The sequence below is a fragment of the Streptomyces sp. NPDC060209 genome (genome assembly GCF_042728155.1).
In the GTDB taxonomy this organism is placed as follows: domain Bacteria; phylum Actinomycetota; class Actinomycetes; order Streptomycetales; family Streptomycetaceae; genus Streptomyces.
This window is the reverse complement of record NZ_JBHWZS010000011.1, coordinates 1-15,707: the sequence shown is the minus strand read 5'-3', so window position 1 is coordinate 15,707 and position 15,707 is coordinate 1. Positions and strand designations below refer to the sequence as shown.

Below are 15,707 nucleotides of genomic sequence, written 5' to 3'. Positions count from 1 at the left end.
CCATGCCCCCTGCCCTCCCGCTCCCCGACGGACACCGCCGGCTCGGCACGTCCGGCCTCGTCCTGTCCGAGATCGGCATCGGCGCCAGCACCTTCGGACGCTCGGGCATGCGCGCGACCGGCCAGGAGGCCGTCACCGCGATCGTGGACCGTGCCATCGACCTCGGCGTCACCTACTTCGACCTCGCCGAGGGCTACGGAGACCGCCCCGGCCAGAGCGAGGAACTCTTCGCCGCCGCGCTCGGCGGCCGACGGGAACAAGTCGTCATCGGCACCAAGTTCGGGCTGAACCTCAGCCGCGAACGCGGTCCCGCCTATGCCCGCCCAGGATCCCGCAAGTACATCCTCGCCGCGGTCGAGGAGTCACTCCGGCGGCTGCGAACGGACTACATCGACCTGTACCAGATCCACTTCCCGGACCCGTACACACCGGACGAGGAAACCCTCTCCGCGCTCGACGCGCTGGTGACGTCGGGCAAGGTGCGCTACATCGGCGCGTCGAACTTCAAGGCGTGGCAGATCGTCGAGGCGCAGCACGTCGCGAGGTCGCACGGGCTCACCCGTTACGTGTCGACGACCGACGAGTACAGCCTGCTGTGGCGCAGGCCGGAGGAGGAGCTGATTCCGGCGCTGCGCCACCACGGCCTGGGCTTCATCCCGTACTTTCCGCTCCAGAACGGGCTGCTCACCGGCAAGTACTCCGCGGACCACGCGCCGGACGACGCCAAGATCACCAACCTCAAGCGCTACCTTTTGCGTTCCGCGCCCTGGGCGGCGCTGGCGAAGTTCGAGCAGTTCGCCCGCGACAGGAGCATCACCCCGAGCGCGGCCGCACTCGGCTGGCTGCTGGCCCAGCCGACGGTCACGAGCGTGATCGCGGGAGTGACCGTGCCCGAGCAGCTCGACGAGAACGTCCTCGCCTCCCGCTGGAGCCCGACCGCCGGGGAGGAGGCTGAGCTGCGAGGCCTGTTCACCGGCGACCTGTCGGGCGGCCCCGGCGTGGTCGACCGCGGCTGAGGTGCCGGGAGCACCGTGCTCCCGGCCCCACCGGTCATCCGGCCGATGCCGGGTCGACGCCAGGCCGGTCCCCGAGTGTCGTGGGCCGCGTGGGATCGCTGATCCACGCGGACCACGAGCCGGGGTAGAGCGCCGCCTCGACGCCGAGGGAGGCGAGTGCCAGCACGGTCGTCGTCGCCGACACTCCGCTGCCGCAGTACGCGCCGACCTCGCGGCCGTCCAGGTGCGCGGTGTACAGGGCGCGCAGCGCCCCGGCGTCGAGCAACTCGCCCCCGGCGAAGTTCGCCGCTCCGGGGACGCTGTGCGCACCGGGGATGTGACCGGTCCCCGCCCGGTCCGGTTCGCCGCGGTACGCGGCCGTGGCACGCGCGTCGACGAGATGACCCTCGGCGGCGAGCCGTTCGGCGCCCTCGGCTGTCAGGACCGGAAGCGCGCCGGGCCGTACGACGGCCTTGCCCGCAGCCGGCAGAGGCACGTGGATGTCGAGTGCCCCGCCGATCTCCCGCCAGGCGGCGAGGCCGCCGTTCAGATACCGCACGTTCTCCACGCCGGCCCAGCGAAGAAGCCACCAGGCGCGGGCGGCGACGGCGGGGTTGCGGCGCGTGTGGACGACGACCGTGCTGTCGTCGTCGACTCCCCAGATCCCCAAGCGTTCCTGCAGGGCGCTCGGATCAGGGAGTGGGCTGTTGCCGGACGTCTCGGTCCGCGGGCCGACAAGATCCCTCTCGAAGGAGACGTAGTGAGCGCCAGGTATGTGTCCCGTCGGATAGGAGTCCACCTCCTCGGCTGGGTCTCCTGACTCCCGGTCGACCTCAAGGACAACGATCTTCGCGCCGCCCCGCAGGGCGATGTCGAGTTCCTTCGCCGATGTGGTGACGGCCTTCGTGGTCGCTGAGCGCACCTGACACTCTCCCTCACTCGTGATGAGGCGACTATCATCCACAGGGAAGCATTCCGCTATATATCTTCTATTACATCCTCAATAACCTTCACCGTCACGCTATTTATCTTGTTCTGCTCGATTCGCCAACTTATACTTACCGCCGACGGAAGAGCCTCGTCGGCGAGCGGTCGCTGACGGCCCGGCGGGGACGGCAGCCGGTCGAGCGGGCACAGAGAAATCCCGGCAATCACCCACGTACGACGAACGGATACCTCCCATGTCGGCCAACGGCAAACCTCATCAGGCGGCAGCGAACCGCTACGAACGGCTCCCCTACCGGCACGCCGGCCACTCCGGACTGCGGCTCCCCGCGTTCTCCTTCGGCCTGTGGCAGAAGTTCGGCACCGACTACCCGTACGAGACGCAGCGCGAGATCGTGCTGCGCGCCTTCGACCTGGGCATCACCCACTTCGACAACGCCAACCGGTACGGTCCCCCGCACCGCGCGGCCGAGAAGTTCTTCGGTCAAGTGCTCCGCCAGGACCTGGCTCCCTACCGGGACGAGCTGATCCTGTCGACCAAAGCCGGCAATCCCATCGGTCCGAGCCCCTACCAGCGAGGCGGCTCCCGCAAGTCCCTGCTGACCTCTCTCGACCACAGCCTGCGTGACCTCGGGACCGACTACGTCGACGTCTTCTACAGCCACAGCCCGGACCCCGACACACCGCTGGAGGAAACCGTCAGCGCCCTGGTGACCGCGGTGACCTCGGGCAAGGCGCTCTATGCCGGCATCTCCAACTATCAGCCCGAGCAGGCCGACGCGGCGGCCTGCCTGCTGCGTTCCGCGGGCGTGCCGCTCGTGGTGCACCAGCCCCGATACTCTCTCTTCGATCGGGGACCCGAGCTGAACGGCCTCATGGACCTGGCCGTGCGAGAAGGCTTCGGGCTCGTGGTGTACAGCCCGCTCGCGCAGGGGCTGCTCACCGACAAGTACCTGGGCGACTCGATCCCCGAAGGTGCCCGAGCTCGCACCAGTGCCTTCCTGTCGCCGGACGTCATCGACGACACCTACCGGAAGCGGGCGTCCGCCCTGCACGAACTCGCCCGGGAGCGAGGCCAGTCCCTGGCACAGCTCGCGCTGCAGTGGGTGCTGCGCCGACCGCAGGTGACCAGCGCCTTGATCGGTGCCAGCTCGGTATGGCAGCTCGACCACAACGTCGGCTCCCTGGACTTTCCCCCGTTCACCGAGGAGGAACTCACCCTCATCGACGAGCACGGCGTGCACGGGACCGCTCTCTAGCACCGCTCGTTCGGATCATGCCGGCTCGCGCGCCCGGCCAGGCGGCGTCGCGGGTACCGATGAGGTTCGGGTGGCCGCGGGCGCGAGTCGGCGAGTTTCCGTTGTGCCGGCCACGCGGCGGCGGCTGTGCACCGCATCCGTGTGACGGCGTCCGGCGCATTCTGCCGCCGCTGCTTGCCTGCCCACCTCACGGGCCTGCGAGAAGAGCTCGCCCGAGCGGAAGTTCCAGCCACCTCGTAGCGCCGGCCCGCACACTGCCCATCCGAACTATGGTGTCCCGCCACATACGCCCCTGACCTGCCCCTTCCTACGGTATGGCGACACGGAAACGTCCCCGCCAACTGTCCGGAAGTGGTATCCATGGCCGCCCCAGCAACCGCTCCCCCACCCCCGTCCAACCTCCGCCGCATCGTCGCAGCGAGCCTCGTCGGGACCACGGTGGAGTGGTACGACTTCTTCCTCTACGGCTCCGCTGCCGCGCTGGTCTTCAATAAGCTGTTCTTCCCCGATTCCGACCCGCTCGTCGGCACCCTTCTCTCCTTCCTCACCTACGCCGTGGGCTTCGCCGCACGCCCGATCGGGGCCCTGGTGTTCGGGCACTACGGAGACCGGCTCGGGCGCAAGAAGCTGCTGGTGCTGAGTCTGCTGATGATGGGGGCCGCGACCTTCGCCATCGGGCTCCTGCCGACGCACGCCACCATCGGTTCCGCCGCACCGGTCCTGCTCACCGTCCTGCGCCTGGTGCAGGGGTTCGCCCTCGGTGGCGAGTGGGGCGGCGCCGTGCTGCTCGTGTCCGAGCACGGCGATGCGAAACGACGCGGGTTCTGGGCGTCGTGGCCGCAGACCGGGGCACCCGCCGGGCAGTTGCTCGCGACCGGGGTACTCTCCGCGCTCACCGCTCTCATGTCCGAGTCCTCGTTCGAGGCGTGGGGCTGGCGGATTCCCTTCCTTCTCTCCGGCGTGCTCGTGATCCTGGGACTGTGGATTCGTCTCTCTGTCGATGAATCACCTGTCTTCAAGGCGGCCCTGGCCCAGGCCGAGCAGCGCAAGGCGGCCGCAGCCCCCGCCGAGAAGATGCCTCTGGTCGCCGTTCTGCGGCATCACTGGCGTGATGTGCTGATCGCCATGGGTGCGCGGATGGCCGAGAACATCAGCTACTACGTCATCACCGCGTTCATCCTCGTGTACGCGACGACCGCCGTGGAACTGAGCAAGCAGACGGCGCTCAACGCCGTACTCATCGCGTCCGCCGTGCACTTCGCCGTGATCCCGCTGTGGGGGGCGCTGTCCGACCGGGTGGGGCGCAGGCCCGTCTACCTGGTCGGCGCCATAGGCGTGGCGCTGTGGATGTTCCCGTTCTTCGCGCTGATCGACAGCGGGAGCTTCGGGAGTCTGCTGCTCGCCGTCACGGTCGGGCTGATCTTCCACGGTGCCATGTACGCACCGCAGGCGGCCTTCTTCGCGGAGATGTTCGCGACGAGGATGCGCTACTCGGGGGCGTCGATCGGCGCCCAGTTCTCGTCGGTCGCCGCGGGTGCCCCGGCGCCCCTCATCGCCACCGCGCTGCTCGCCGACTTCGGCAGTTCGACGCCGATCTCGCTGTACGTCATCGCCGCGGCGCTTCTCACCGTGCTGGCGATCGTCTGCGCGAAGGAGACCAGGAGCCGGGACCTCACGGACATCGAGGCGGAGGCCGGCCGGCAGGCCGCGGATACGGCGGCACTGCCCGCCGACGCCCGTAGCGTCTGACCCGCCGGCACCGAAGGGCCCGCCTCCACCGTGTGCCGGCGGGAGGCGGGCCCTCAGGCATCGGGGGTGCGCGCGAACCAGGTGGGGCCGTCCGTGAGGGACTGCTTGATCCGGAACAGCGAGAACTCACTCAGCGGCGGCAGTGCGTCGACGTCGAACCACGCGACTTCCAGCGACTCGTCGTCGTTCACCCGCGCCTCGCCGCCGGTGGCCCGGCAGCGGAAGGTGATGTCGAGGTACTGGCAGCGGTCGCCGTTGGCGTACTGCACCGGCTTCAGAGCCTGGGTGAGCACGACCCGCTCCGCGACGCAATGCACCGCCGTCTCCTCGTACACCTCGCGCTCCGCTGTCAGCGCGGGCTCCTCGCCGGGCTCCCCGATACCGCCGATGACCGACCACTTGCCGGTGTCCGACCGCCGGCCGAGCAGCACCCTGCCCTCGTCGTCGAAGACGACCGCGGTGACTCCCGGCAGCAGAAGGAGCTGGTGGCCGGCGGTGGCGCGGATGTCACGGATGAAGTCTGGAGTAGCCATGCGACGAGCCTACGTGGCGGCCGGGACGTTTTCCGGACCGGCCGCCAGGTCCTTCCGTCCCTTCCTCGCGCGCACCGATCGGGCCGTCGCCCAGCCGAGCCCGCCCAGGGCGAGCAGCGCCAGGATGCCCTCCGGCAGGGTTCCCAGCCGGGTGGCGGGCGTGAGCGACGACCGCAGGGGCACCTCGTCGACCAGGGCGCCGGGGGTGAACATCTTCGTCTTCTCCACGATCGTGCCGTCCGGCCGGATCACCGCGCTGACGCCGCTGGTGACGGGCACGACGACGGACCGCCCGTGCTCGACCGCCCGCACCTGGCTCATGGCCAGCTGCTGGTAGGTCATCTCGCTGCGCCCGAAGGTCGCGTTGTTGCTCGGTACGGCGATCAGCTGTCCGCCGTCCTTGACCGTGTCGCGTACGGCGTCGTCGAAGGCCGCCTCGTAACAGGTCACGAGCCCGACCTTCGTGCCCGCCAGGTCGAACACGCCGACCTTGCTGCCTGAGCCGAAGTCCCGCTGCACGCGGTCGACGTCCTTGCTGAAGACCCGTGCGACGGACCGCATCGGCATGTACTCGCCGAACGGCTGGATGTGCCGCTTGTCGTACGTGTCGACGGGGCCGCTCTTCGGATCCCACTGGATCAGGGTGTTGCGGAGAGGTCCGGTGTCGGGTGTGAGGACGGCGCCGACGACCGTGGGGGCACCGATGGCCCGCACGGCCCGGTCGATGGCCTCGCGGGCGTCGGCGTTGCGGTACGGATCGAGGTCGGAGGAGTTCTCCGGCCACAGGACGAAGTCGGGCTGGGGCACCTTCCCCGCCTTCACGTCCTGGGCGAGCTGCTCCGTCCGGTTCGCGTGGTTGTCCAGGACGGCCCGGCGCTGTGAGTTGAAGTCGAGTCCCAGGCGCGGCACGTTGCCCTGGATCGCGGCGACCGTGGCGGTGCCGTCCTCGGGCGAGTCGTCCACGAGCGGGAGGGCCGCCAGCGCGGCGGCGACGGGAGCGGCGACGGTGACCGCCGCTGCCACCACCGCGGCGCGGGGCACGGTGCCGGTGGCGCGGTAGCGGCGCACCTGCCGGACGGCTTCCAGCAGTCCGAATCCGCACAGCACCACGGCGAACGAGAGCAGGGGGGTGCCGCCGAGTGCGGCGAGCGGCAGGAACGCGCTCTCCGCCTGTCCGAAGGCGATCTTGCCCCAGGGGAAGCCGCCGAACGGGACGCGGGCGCGGAGTGCCTCGTCCAGGGTCCACACGGCCGCTGCCCAGACGGGCCAGTACGGGAGCCGGGAGACGGCGGCGATACCGGCGCAGCCGATGGCGATGAACACCGCTTCGGCGAGCGCGAGCGCGAGCCAGGGAACAGGGCCGACCTCCTCCCCCGTCCAGTGGAGCAGCGGCAGCATGAAGCCCAGCCCCGCGAGGAGGCCGAGGCCCAGCGCGGCACGCGGCCTGCGTGCCGTGAGGACCCAGCCGAGCAGGGCGAAGCCGGGGAGTACCAGCCACCAGAGGGGCCGGGGCGGGAAGCTCGCGTAGAGCAGCGCACCGGACAGCACGGCTGCGGCCGGCCGGGCGAGCCGCGGCCACAGCTTCCTGCTGCGGGACGCGGGGGCGGGCGGCGGTTCGACGGTGGTGATGGTGGCGCTCACGTGCCGGAGTCTACGGTGGACCGCTGTGGGAGCGGCAGCCGCTCCGGCCACTCCCTGGCAGCGGGGCCCCGGCCGGGCTCAGGCCTTCCCGGTGGCCGCGAGGTGCAGCCGGTCGCGGATGAAACGTACGGCGGCCTCGGCGTCGTCCACCGTGACTGTGAAGGTCCTGCCGTCCCCCAGCCGGAGCACCAGTGCCTCCCCTCGGCGCACGACCACGGCCGTGCCCTGGTCGGGGCGCCAGCGGTAGCCCCAGCCGCCCCACTGGCGCGGGGTGACCTTGGGCGCGAAGTCCGCGCCCACCACATGGGTGAGCAGGATCCGGCGCCTGGGCAGCCCGGCGTGACCGCAGCGCACCTCGAGGGCGTCGCCGTCGACCTTGACGGCCACGTGCACGAAGGCGAGGGTCCCGAAGAGGATCAGGAGTCCGGCGGCGACACAGCCGATGACGGACATGAGCAGCGGGGCGAATCCGCCGCCCCAGGCCGAGTCGACAGCCAGTTCGATGCCGAGCGCCAAGCACCCCGCCCCCACGGCCGCGAGCAGCCACTGGAAGCGGTTGGTGGCCCGGCCCGTCCAGACCGTGCTCGGGGCCTGGCTCGAACCGTGCCGCGCGTTACCCGGGTGGTCCGTCATGCCAAGCAGCGTACCCACGTTCCGCGACGCGGGGAGGGGGTGCGCGGCCCGGCGAGGCGCCTCACACGGTCAGATCGCGGGGCTGACCGCCTTGAGCAGCAGGCCCTCGGCGTAGGCCGTAGCGGGTTCGGGAAGGTCCGCGGGGTGGCCGGCGAGGAGGACGGTGAGGGTGCCGGACGGTTCGGCCGACGGAGCGGGAGTCGCCCCGATGCGGCGCAGCGCTTGTGCGGCCACCGCGTCGGCGGATCCGTGCAGGACGAGCGGCGCACGGCCGGGACGGTCACGCTCCACCGCGGCGCGGATGCGTTCGGCCACCAGCTCGTAGTGGGTGCACCCGAGGACGACGTCCGTGACATCGGCCGGGGTGAGGGCGGCGGCAGCGGCCACCGCGCGGTCGATCGCTTCCTCGTCGGCCTGCTCGACCGCGTCGGCGAGGCCCGGGCAGGGCACTTCCGTCACGTCCACTGCCTGCGCGAAGTCGTTGATCAGCCCACGCTGGTAGGGGCTTCCGGTGGTCGCCGGCGTGGCCCAGATGGCGAAGGGGCCACCGCCCGCGGCGGCCGGCTTGATCGCGGGCACCGTGCCGATGACCGGCAGTCCGGGCTCCAGTTCGGCCCGCAGGGTGGGCAGGGCATGGACGGAGGCGGTGTTGCAGGCGATGATCAGGGCGTCCGGCCCGTGGGCCGCGGCGGCCTGTGCCACTGCGAGCGCGCGACGGGTCACGTCCTCGGGGGTACGGGGCCCCCAGGGCATCGAACCAGGGTCCGAGGACAGCACCAGATCGGCGTCCGGCCGCAGTCGGCGTACCGCGGCCGCTGCCGCGAGCAGGCCGATTCCCGAGTCCATGAGTGCGATCTTCACCCGGTCACCATAGTCGACAGCCCTTGCGGCACCGCCGGAGTGGGGCACACTTCGACGGATGAGCGCCGTTGCCTGGATCGCCGTGGGTTCACTGATCGTGTGGGTGTGGCTGTTGCTGGGCCAGGGCTTCTTCTGGCGGACCGACCAGCGGCTTCCCATGCGCGGGGACCCGGAGCGCTGGCCCTCGGTCGCCGTGGTCGTACCCGCGAGGGACGAGGCCGAGGTCCTGCCGGTGAGCCTGCCGTCGCTGCTCGCCCAGGACTATCCGGGTGACGCGGAGATCATCCTCGTCGACGACTGCAGCGGCGACGGCACGGGCGAGCTCGCCCGTGCCCTGTCCGAGCGGTGCGGGGGGCTGCCGCTGACGGTGGTGACGCCCGGTGAGCCTGAGCCGGGATGGACGGGCAAACTCTGGGCACTGCGGCACGGGATGGCGCTGGCCCGGCAGCGGAAGCCCGAATTCCTGCTCCTGACGGACGCCGACATCGCTCATGAGCCGGACAGCCTGCGGGAGCTCGTCGCGGCGGCCGGGACCGAGGGGGCGGGCGGGTTCGACCTGGTCTCGCAAATGGCGAGGCTTCGGGTGACGAGCACCTGGGAGCGGCTGGTCGTGCCGGCCTTCGTCTACTTCTTCGGCCAGCTCTACCCGTTCCGCCGGGTGAACGGGAAGAGGTCGCGGACGGCCGCGGCGGCGGGCGGCTGTGTACTGCTGCGTGCCGGAGCCGCCGAGCGGGCGCGGATCCCGGAGTCCATCCGGCAGGCGGTGATCGACGACGTGTCGCTGGCGCGTGCGGTGCGGCGCAGCGGAGGCCGCATCTGGCTGGGGCTCGCCGACCGGGTGGACAGCGTGCGGCCCTACCCGCGGCTGGCGGACCTGTGGCGCATGGTCGCGCGGAGTGCGTACGCGCAACTGCGCCACAGCCCGTCGCTGCTGGCGGGCACGGTCCTCGGTCTGGGCCTGGTCTATGTCGCGCCGCCCGTCACGCTGGTCGCCGGGGTGCTGGGAGGCGATCCGGTGGCCGCTGCGGCGGGCGGGGCGGCCTGGGCGGTGATGGCGGGCACCTACATGCCGATGCTCGGGTACTACCGGCAGTCGCTGTGGCTGGCGCCGCTGCTGCCCTTCACCGCGGTCCTCTATCTCCTGATGACGGTCGATTCCGCGGTACAGCACTACCGGGGGCTCGGTGCGGCCTGGAAGGGGCGTACGTACGCCCGCCCCGAGGCCGCACCGGAACCCTGAGCCCGGCTGCCGGAGCGCCGACGAGGGGCCCTGGGATCACTTGCGCCCGGGGGTCCAGTTCATGCCCCATCCGTAGGCCGCGTCGATGGTCCGCTGGGGGCTCACGCCACGCTGGGGGACGAGGTAGCGGGCCTCGCGCTGCACAGTGAGGTCCCTCCCGTCACTGGTGATCAGTGCGAGCGCGCACACGGTGGAGGGCACGGTGCACTCGTCGAGGGAGAAGTCGATCGCCGCGCCGTTCTGCGGCTGAAGAGTGACCGTGGCATGCAGGTCGGCGAAACTCCGGGCACCCTCGTAGATGGTGACGAAGATCAGGACACGGCGCAGCCGGTCCTTGTGGTCGAGGTTGATCGTGAGGTTCTCGCCGGTGGAGACCGCACCGGTACGGTCGTCCCCGTCGAGGTGGATGTACGGCGGCTGCCGGAGAGAGCCGAAGGCGTTTCCCAGCGCCTGCACAACCCCCTTGCTTCCGTCGGTGAGTTCGTACAGTGCGCAGAGATCGAGATCCAGGTCCGCGTGCATGGCGACGGCCCTGCCGAGTTTCGCGCCCCAGCTCTTGAACTGCTTGCGCACTTCCCAGTTGAGATTGACGCGGAGGGCTCCGGAGGTGCCACCCTGTTTCGACAGCGACACCGAAGGTGCTTCCTTCGTCAGCGTGACCTTGGTCAGCCTCACGGCCTGCACGACGGGGGGCGCGGGGGGCGGCGTGGGGGCCGCCTGCGGTGCGACCGGGCGGGCGGGGGCCTGGGGAGCCCTCTGCGGCTGCTGGGGCGGCGCCACCTGCTGGGGCTCGTCGACGGAGATACCGAAGTCCGTCGCGAGGCCCGCGAGTCCGGTGTCGTACCCCTGTCCTACGGCCCTGAATTTCCAGGCACCCTGGCGCAGGTAGAGCTCGCCGAGGATGAACGCGGTCTCGACGGTCGCGTCCGCACTCTCGAAGCGTGCGATCTCGGAGCCGTTCGCCGGGTCCACGATCCTCACGTAGAGCCCGCTCACCCGTCCGAAGGTGCCGCCGTCCGCCGAGGCCGCGATCACGACTCGGTCGATCGCCGGCTCCATCCGCGCGAAGTCCACCGCGAGGCTGTCAGTGACGGTGCCCCCGGCCGTCTCCTTGCCCTCGTGCCGCACCGCGCCGGACCCGTGCACCGGCTGGTTGTAGAAGACGAAGTCCGCGTCGCTGCGCACCTTTCCCGACACGAGAAGGAGCGCCGAGGCGTCCACGTCGGGGGTCCCGGGAGAGGTACGCCAGCCCAGTTCGACCCGCACGGTCCGAGCCGGCACCGCGACATTGGTTCCCTTTTGCATGGTCATGCTCGCCCCCATCACGAGTCCGGCTGCCCGGAGAGTTTCCCGCCAACCTAATCCCCGGTCCGCCGGGGAGCCCACAGTCTCGACGGGGCGGCCGTCGGCGATCCGTCGGCATCCCCCGTGAACTCGCTCTATACACGATCACAGCACGGCGCGGTCCCTCATCTCGCCGATTTCGCTCGCACCGGCGCACGAGACTCACTCACAATTCGCGCGACGACCCTCATTTCGACCTCCACCGTGGGAACCCTGCGACGGAGGGCTCCTGCGTGAAAATCAGAAGCCGGATTCGTCGAACAGGGCGGCCGTGAACGTCTCGCGGCGGGCCGACAGCCACGCCTGCACGCGGTCCCAGCGTTCCCAGCCACCGCGCTCGGCCAGTGCTCGGACGTAGACCGGGTCACCACCCGCCACGCGGTCCGCCACGAAAGCGCGGCAGATCTCTGTGGCCCGCTCGATCGCTTCCGGCAACTCCGAGCGCTGCTCCGGCGAGAGACCGTAGCCGTCGGCCAGGATCCGTAGCCGGGCGGGTGCGTCCAGTCCGTCGGGATGGAGGGCAGCCGCGGAGGCGGGGTCGAGCACGGGGACCCAGTACCGGGCGGCCATGGCGACGTCCCACAGCGGGCGGCCCGGGGCGGCCAGGTCGAAATCGATCAGAGCCGTGGCACGGCCGTCACGGAAGACGACGTTCTCCGGACAGACATCGTTGTGGCACAGCATCGTCCCTCCCTCCGGATCGGCCAGATCCGAGGGCCACTCGACGGAGGTGTCGACGGGGATGGAAGCACCGGCCTCATGCAGACGCCGGAGCAGGCTTCCCACCGACCTCAAGGCGTCCGGTGTCATCGCCCACCTCGGGAACGGCGGCAGAGCCACGTCACCGGGGATGAAGGTCAGCCGCTCGCGGCCGTCCGCGGTGAGGCCGACGGGGGTCGGAGCTCCGTCGAAACCGTGCTCCTTCAGCGCACGGAGGTGGGAATGCAGGGCGTGCACGGTGCGCGGAGCCGGGCGTTCCACCAGCGCACCGCGGCGGAATACCGCGCCCACGTTCACCATGCCGCCGAACAACGCTTCGCTGTCCGCCGCTTCTCCCTCAGACGTCATGCCGATCACGCTAGCGCCAGGCCGTAGCTGTCGTCGTGCGCTCGCACACCGCGCCCCGGCACCAGACGGCGCGGGTCCGGCAAGCGGCCCGACGGGCACGGTCTGCGACCAGCCCTTGAACAGGTTCGAAACCAGATGTCGCGTGATGATCCTTCCTGGTACTGTCGCCTCTCTCGCGCGGGGACGAGCGGCAGTTCCATGGGCGCCCCCTGCGTCAATCACCTTGGGGAGGGGCCCTTTCGTGAAGCGTCCGCAGGAAAGACGGGACACGCGCCGGCAGCGCGCGCTCGGCCGTATCGCTCTTACCGTCACGCTCACCGTGACCGCCGGAATCGGCACCGCTGCGGGGACAGCCGTCGCCGAGACCCGCGGCGCGTCCGCCGATCCTGTCGTCATCAGCCCGGGCGCACGCTTCGTGCCCCGCGCCACCATCGTCCTGAACGCCGGCGAGACCGGATTCCTCACCGCCCAGGAGGGTGACGACCGCCTCCGCTGGATCGACTACGCCACCGGCGCGACAACCGTCCTCGCCCACCGCCTGCCCGAGCCGCTCGCCTACGACGTGGATGAGTTCCGCTTCGCCCGGTACCCGTCGGACTTCGGCCATGGCTCCGACACCGTCGCCCTCTACACGGATTCCCCGGCCCCGCACGTGACGCTCCAGCAGCGGGCCGGCGGCGGACCGGCGACCACGGTCCCGATCCCGGAGGGCCAGACGTACGTCTCGACCTACGGCGACACCGTCATCACCCGGACCGGTGCCGAGAACGCCGCTACGAGCCTGCACCTCCTGCACATGGAGGACGGCGAGGTGCGGGAGCGGAAACTGGAAGGTCTTCCGGAGGGGTGGAACCTTTCCATCGGCGAGGGCGACGCCCGGTCCGTCGCCGTCCGCGGCATCAAGTGGGAGGACACCACGATGTCCCAGGGGTGGTGGGTCGTCGACCTCGCCACCGGCAGCGTGAAGGCGCTCTCCACGCAGGGCGAGAGCGTCTCCTTCGACCGCGACACCGTCTTCCACCTCGGAGCCCCGTCCGGCGACGCCGCGCAGGTGTACCGCCGTGACGACCTGGACGCGGAGCCGACCACCGTAGACCTGCGGGACGTGGCCTCGTACGACGACGTCGTCCGGCCCCTCGGGGACGAGTTCGTCACCGTGACCCCGCCCAACCCCGGCGACAACGAGTACCGGGGCAACCATCTCGTCCTGCGCGACGCCACGGGGAGCTGGAAGTCCCTGCTGGCTGTCGCCTCCCCCTCGGTGCACCGCACACCCGACGGCTCGCTCCTGGTGGCCGGCGCGGAGGAGAGCACCGACTACGGCGCACTCGACTGGGGGTACTACCTCTTCACCCCCGCCGCGGACGGCACCGTCACCCGCAAGCGCCTTGCGGACATAGAGGACCGGGAGGCCGCGCCGACCGGCATCTCGCTGGGCAGCGGCATCCTCACCACGGCCGACGACTCGCAGTACTACAGCCCCCACACCTACATCGGCGGCTATCGGAGCACCTGGCTGAAGGCCTCCGGCCGTCCGGAGGAGCTGAACTCGACCGTCGACGGCCTCGTGTCCGGCCGTGACGAAGACGGCTGCAACTCCACCGAGGGCGCCTATTGCGTGACCATGTTCGCGAGTGGCGACGGCTATCACGGCCGCAAGAACGCGACCGAGCAGGACGTCACCATGCTCTACCGGAACGGCTCCGCGTCCTGGGGCCCGAGGGTGACTTCCGGGCTCGGCAGCCCGCAAGTCGTCGACCTCTCGGGCCGGTTCGGTGTGGTGAACCAGGCATGGGGCGGTACGCAGGCGGTCCTCCACTTCAAGGACGCCGATACCGGGAGCACGCTCCAGAAGCGGGACCCGGTCGCGGCCTCCGTCTGGGGCAACACGCTGTGGAGCGCACTCGGCCGGTGGGACGACACCAGCTCGGGCGTGCCGACCGGGGTGACGGCGAAGAACCTGTCGACCGGTGCCGCCGGCGAGTCCTTCGACCCGGGCTGCGTCCCCAGTGACCTGCAGGCCGTGGGCCGTTGGGTGTACTGGCGGTGCAGCAACTACTGGCACGACTTCAAGGGCGCCGGCGTCTACGACCGGCAGGCCAAGCGTTCCCTGAAGCTCGGCTCCGACGAGACGCTCTTGGGCGACGGCTACCTGGTCCGCCGCTCGGACGCAACCGGCCTCACCCTCGTCGACCTGCACGACGGACTCCCGGTCAGCGACAAGGAGGCCGACCTGCCCCAGCGGGTGGTCGCCACCACCGCCGAGCTCGGTGACCGGACAGGGCGGCGTTCCGGTTGGACCGTCGACCGCTTCGGCGGTCACGTCGCCTACACGGGCGAGGATCGCCGGGTGCGGATCGTCCCGTCCGGCGTTCCGGCCTCCCAGATCGCCGTCATCGACGCCGACACGCCCGCCATGGACATCAAGGCCGGTGCCTGGAAGCCGCGTTGGTGGCTGTCGAAGCCGGCCGGCTCGTGGGCGCTGACGCTGACGAACAAGGCGACCGGGAAGAGCGTACGAACGCTCTCCGGCGGAGAGGCCCGAGGTCTGGTCGCGCCGTCGTGGGACGGCAAGGACTCGGCCGGGAACGTCGTCCCGAACGGGGCCTACACCTGGGCTCTCACAGCGAAGCCCGCCGACGGTGTCCAGGCGGACCTTTCGGTCCTCGGGACGGTGCAGGTCACCCGCGGTGCCGCCGTGCGCCGCGACCACGTCGGCGACGACGGCTACCCGGACCTCTACGCCCACGGCACCGACGGCTCCCTGCTCGTCTACCAGGGCAACGCCTCCGGCAAGGTGTCGGCGAGGGCCGACGGCGGCACCTGGCCCGCCACCTCCACCCTCGTCCCCTTCGGCGACCTCGACGGCGACGGCGTCAACGACACCCTCGTCACCGACAAGGACGGCTTCCTGTACCGCTACTCCCCCGAGCGCGGCAAGGTCGTCACCCCGGACGCCACGCACACGAAGATCGGCAGCGGCTGGACGGCCTTCGACGCCCTGACCTACTCCGGCGACTTCACCGCGGACGGCCTGCCCGACCTGGTGGCCCGCGAGACCTCCACCGGCAGCCTCTACCTGTACGCGGGCACCGGCACCGGCGGCTTCACCCGTACCGGCAGGATCGGCACCGGCTGGAAGTCCCTCACCATCGTCGGCGCCGGCGACCTCGACGGCGACAAGCACGCCGACCTCGCCGCCCGCACCGCCAACGGTGACCTCTACCGCTACTCCGGTACCGGCAAGGGCACCGTCGGCGCCGGCGTGAAAATCGGTTCCGGCTGGAACGGCATGGCTGACATCGTAGGCATCGGCGACCTCACCGGCGACGGCAAGGACGACATCCTCGGCCGCACCACGACCGGTGACCTGAACCGCTATGCCGGCAACGGCACCGGCGGCCTCGGCGCCGGTGCCAAGATCGGAACAGGCTGGAAG

At 70.7% G+C, this 15,707-nt stretch carries 12 protein-coding genes; 5 read left to right on the top strand and 7 right to left on the bottom strand.

Annotated features, from left to right (window positions below; genetic code table 11):
* Positions 1–2 precede the first annotated feature (2 nt).
* Positions 3–1,016 (top strand): aldo/keto reductase, encoded by a 1,014-nt coding sequence (locus ACFWFI_RS04055; protein ID WP_387385172.1) that lies wholly within the window; start codon positions 3–5, stop codon positions 1,014–1,016.
* Positions 1,017–1,050: 34 nt separating this feature from the next.
* Here ACFWFI_RS04055 and ACFWFI_RS04050 read toward each other — a convergent pair whose 3' ends face one another.
* Entirely contained in the window at positions 1,051–1,917 is an 867-nt protein-coding gene (locus tag ACFWFI_RS04050; protein ID WP_387385170.1) for a sulfurtransferase, read from the bottom strand.
* A 259-nt stretch (positions 1,918–2,176) separates the two neighbouring features.
* Between ACFWFI_RS04050 and ACFWFI_RS04045 the strand changes: the two genes are divergently transcribed.
* Positions 2,177–3,199, top strand: a complete 1,023-nt coding sequence (locus tag ACFWFI_RS04045) for an aldo/keto reductase (RefSeq protein WP_387385168.1) — start codon at positions 2,177–2,179, stop codon at positions 3,197–3,199.
* Between the two features lie 360 nt (positions 3,200–3,559).
* Positions 3,560–4,948 carry an MFS transporter gene (locus ACFWFI_RS04040; protein WP_387385166.1) on the top strand — a complete coding sequence of 463 codons (1,389 nt, stop codon included), beginning with the start codon at positions 3,560–3,562 and terminating at the stop codon, positions 4,946–4,948.
* A gap of 53 nt (positions 4,949–5,001) precedes the next feature.
* Here the strand turns inward: ACFWFI_RS04040 and ACFWFI_RS04035 are convergent, their stop codons facing one another.
* The 4 genes from ACFWFI_RS04035 to ACFWFI_RS04020 all read right to left on the bottom strand — a co-directional run bounded on the left by ACFWFI_RS04035 (position 5,002) and on the right by ACFWFI_RS04020 (position 8,616).
* Positions 5,002–5,481: an NUDIX hydrolase gene (locus ACFWFI_RS04035; RefSeq protein WP_387385164.1), complete on the bottom strand. Its 480-nt coding sequence runs from the start codon at positions 5,479–5,481 to the stop codon at positions 5,002–5,004.
* Positions 5,482–5,490: 9 nt separating this feature from the next.
* The gene (gene lnt, locus ACFWFI_RS04030) at positions 5,491–7,122 is read right to left on the bottom strand and encodes an apolipoprotein N-acyltransferase (protein WP_387385162.1); all 1,632 of its coding nucleotides are present in this window, start codon (positions 7,120–7,122) and stop codon (positions 5,491–5,493) included.
* Between the two features lie 78 nt (positions 7,123–7,200).
* Entirely contained in the window at positions 7,201–7,755 is a 555-nt protein-coding gene (locus tag ACFWFI_RS04025) for a hypothetical protein (RefSeq protein WP_387385160.1), read from the bottom strand.
* 69 nt (positions 7,756–7,824) lie between these two features.
* Complete coding sequence (locus tag ACFWFI_RS04020) at positions 7,825–8,616, bottom strand: glutamate racemase (RefSeq protein WP_387385157.1); 792 nt, start codon at positions 8,614–8,616, stop codon at positions 7,825–7,827.
* Positions 8,617–8,674: 58 nt separating this feature from the next.
* Here ACFWFI_RS04020 and ACFWFI_RS04015 point away from each other — a divergent pair, with 58 nt between their 5' ends.
* A complete protein-coding gene (locus tag ACFWFI_RS04015; protein ID WP_387385155.1) occupies positions 8,675–9,856 on the top strand; it encodes a glycosyltransferase in 1,182 nt (393 codons plus the stop codon).
* A gap of 36 nt (positions 9,857–9,892) precedes the next feature.
* Here the strand turns inward: ACFWFI_RS04015 and ACFWFI_RS04010 are convergent, their stop codons facing one another.
* Positions 9,893–11,179: a TerD family protein gene (locus ACFWFI_RS04010; RefSeq protein ID WP_387385152.1), complete on the bottom strand. Its 1,287-nt coding sequence runs from the start codon at positions 11,177–11,179 to the stop codon at positions 9,893–9,895.
* A gap of 261 nt (positions 11,180–11,440) precedes the next feature.
* The gene (locus ACFWFI_RS04005) at positions 11,441–12,268 is read right to left on the bottom strand and encodes a phosphotransferase enzyme family protein (RefSeq protein ID WP_387385149.1); all 828 of its coding nucleotides are present in this window, start codon (positions 12,266–12,268) and stop codon (positions 11,441–11,443) included.
* A 241-nt stretch (positions 12,269–12,509) separates the two neighbouring features.
* Between ACFWFI_RS04005 and ACFWFI_RS04000 the strand changes: the two genes are divergently transcribed.
* Positions 12,510–15,707, top strand: a 3,198-nt coding sequence (locus ACFWFI_RS04000) for an FG-GAP-like repeat-containing protein (protein WP_387385147.1), incomplete at its 3' end; no start/stop codon positions are given.

Excerpts from the sequence above, each read along its gene's own strand:
- ACFWFI_RS04015 (WP_387385155.1), top strand. The coding sequence starts at position 8,675 with ATGAGCGCCGTTGCCTGGATCGCCGTGGGTTCACTGATCGTGTGGGTG.
- ACFWFI_RS04025 (WP_387385160.1), bottom strand. The coding sequence starts at position 7,755 with ATGACGGACCACCCGGGTAACGCGCGGCACGGTTCGAGCCAGGCCCCG.
- ACFWFI_RS04040 (WP_387385166.1), top strand. The coding sequence starts at position 3,560 with ATGGCCGCCCCAGCAACCGCTCCCCCACCCCCGTCCAACCTCCGCCGC.
- ACFWFI_RS04055 (WP_387385172.1), top strand. The coding sequence starts at position 3 with ATGCCCCCTGCCCTCCCGCTCCCCGACGGACACCGCCGGCTCGGCACG.
- ACFWFI_RS04010 (WP_387385152.1), bottom strand. The coding sequence starts at position 11,179 with ATGGGGGCGAGCATGACCATGCAAAAGGGAACCAATGTCGCGGTGCCG.
- ACFWFI_RS04045 (WP_387385168.1), top strand. The coding sequence starts at position 2,177 with ATGTCGGCCAACGGCAAACCTCATCAGGCGGCAGCGAACCGCTACGAA.
- ACFWFI_RS04005 (WP_387385149.1), bottom strand. The coding sequence starts at position 12,268 with ATGACGTCTGAGGGAGAAGCGGCGGACAGCGAAGCGTTGTTCGGCGGC.
- ACFWFI_RS04035 (WP_387385164.1), bottom strand. The coding sequence starts at position 5,481 with ATGGCTACTCCAGACTTCATCCGTGACATCCGCGCCACCGCCGGCCAC.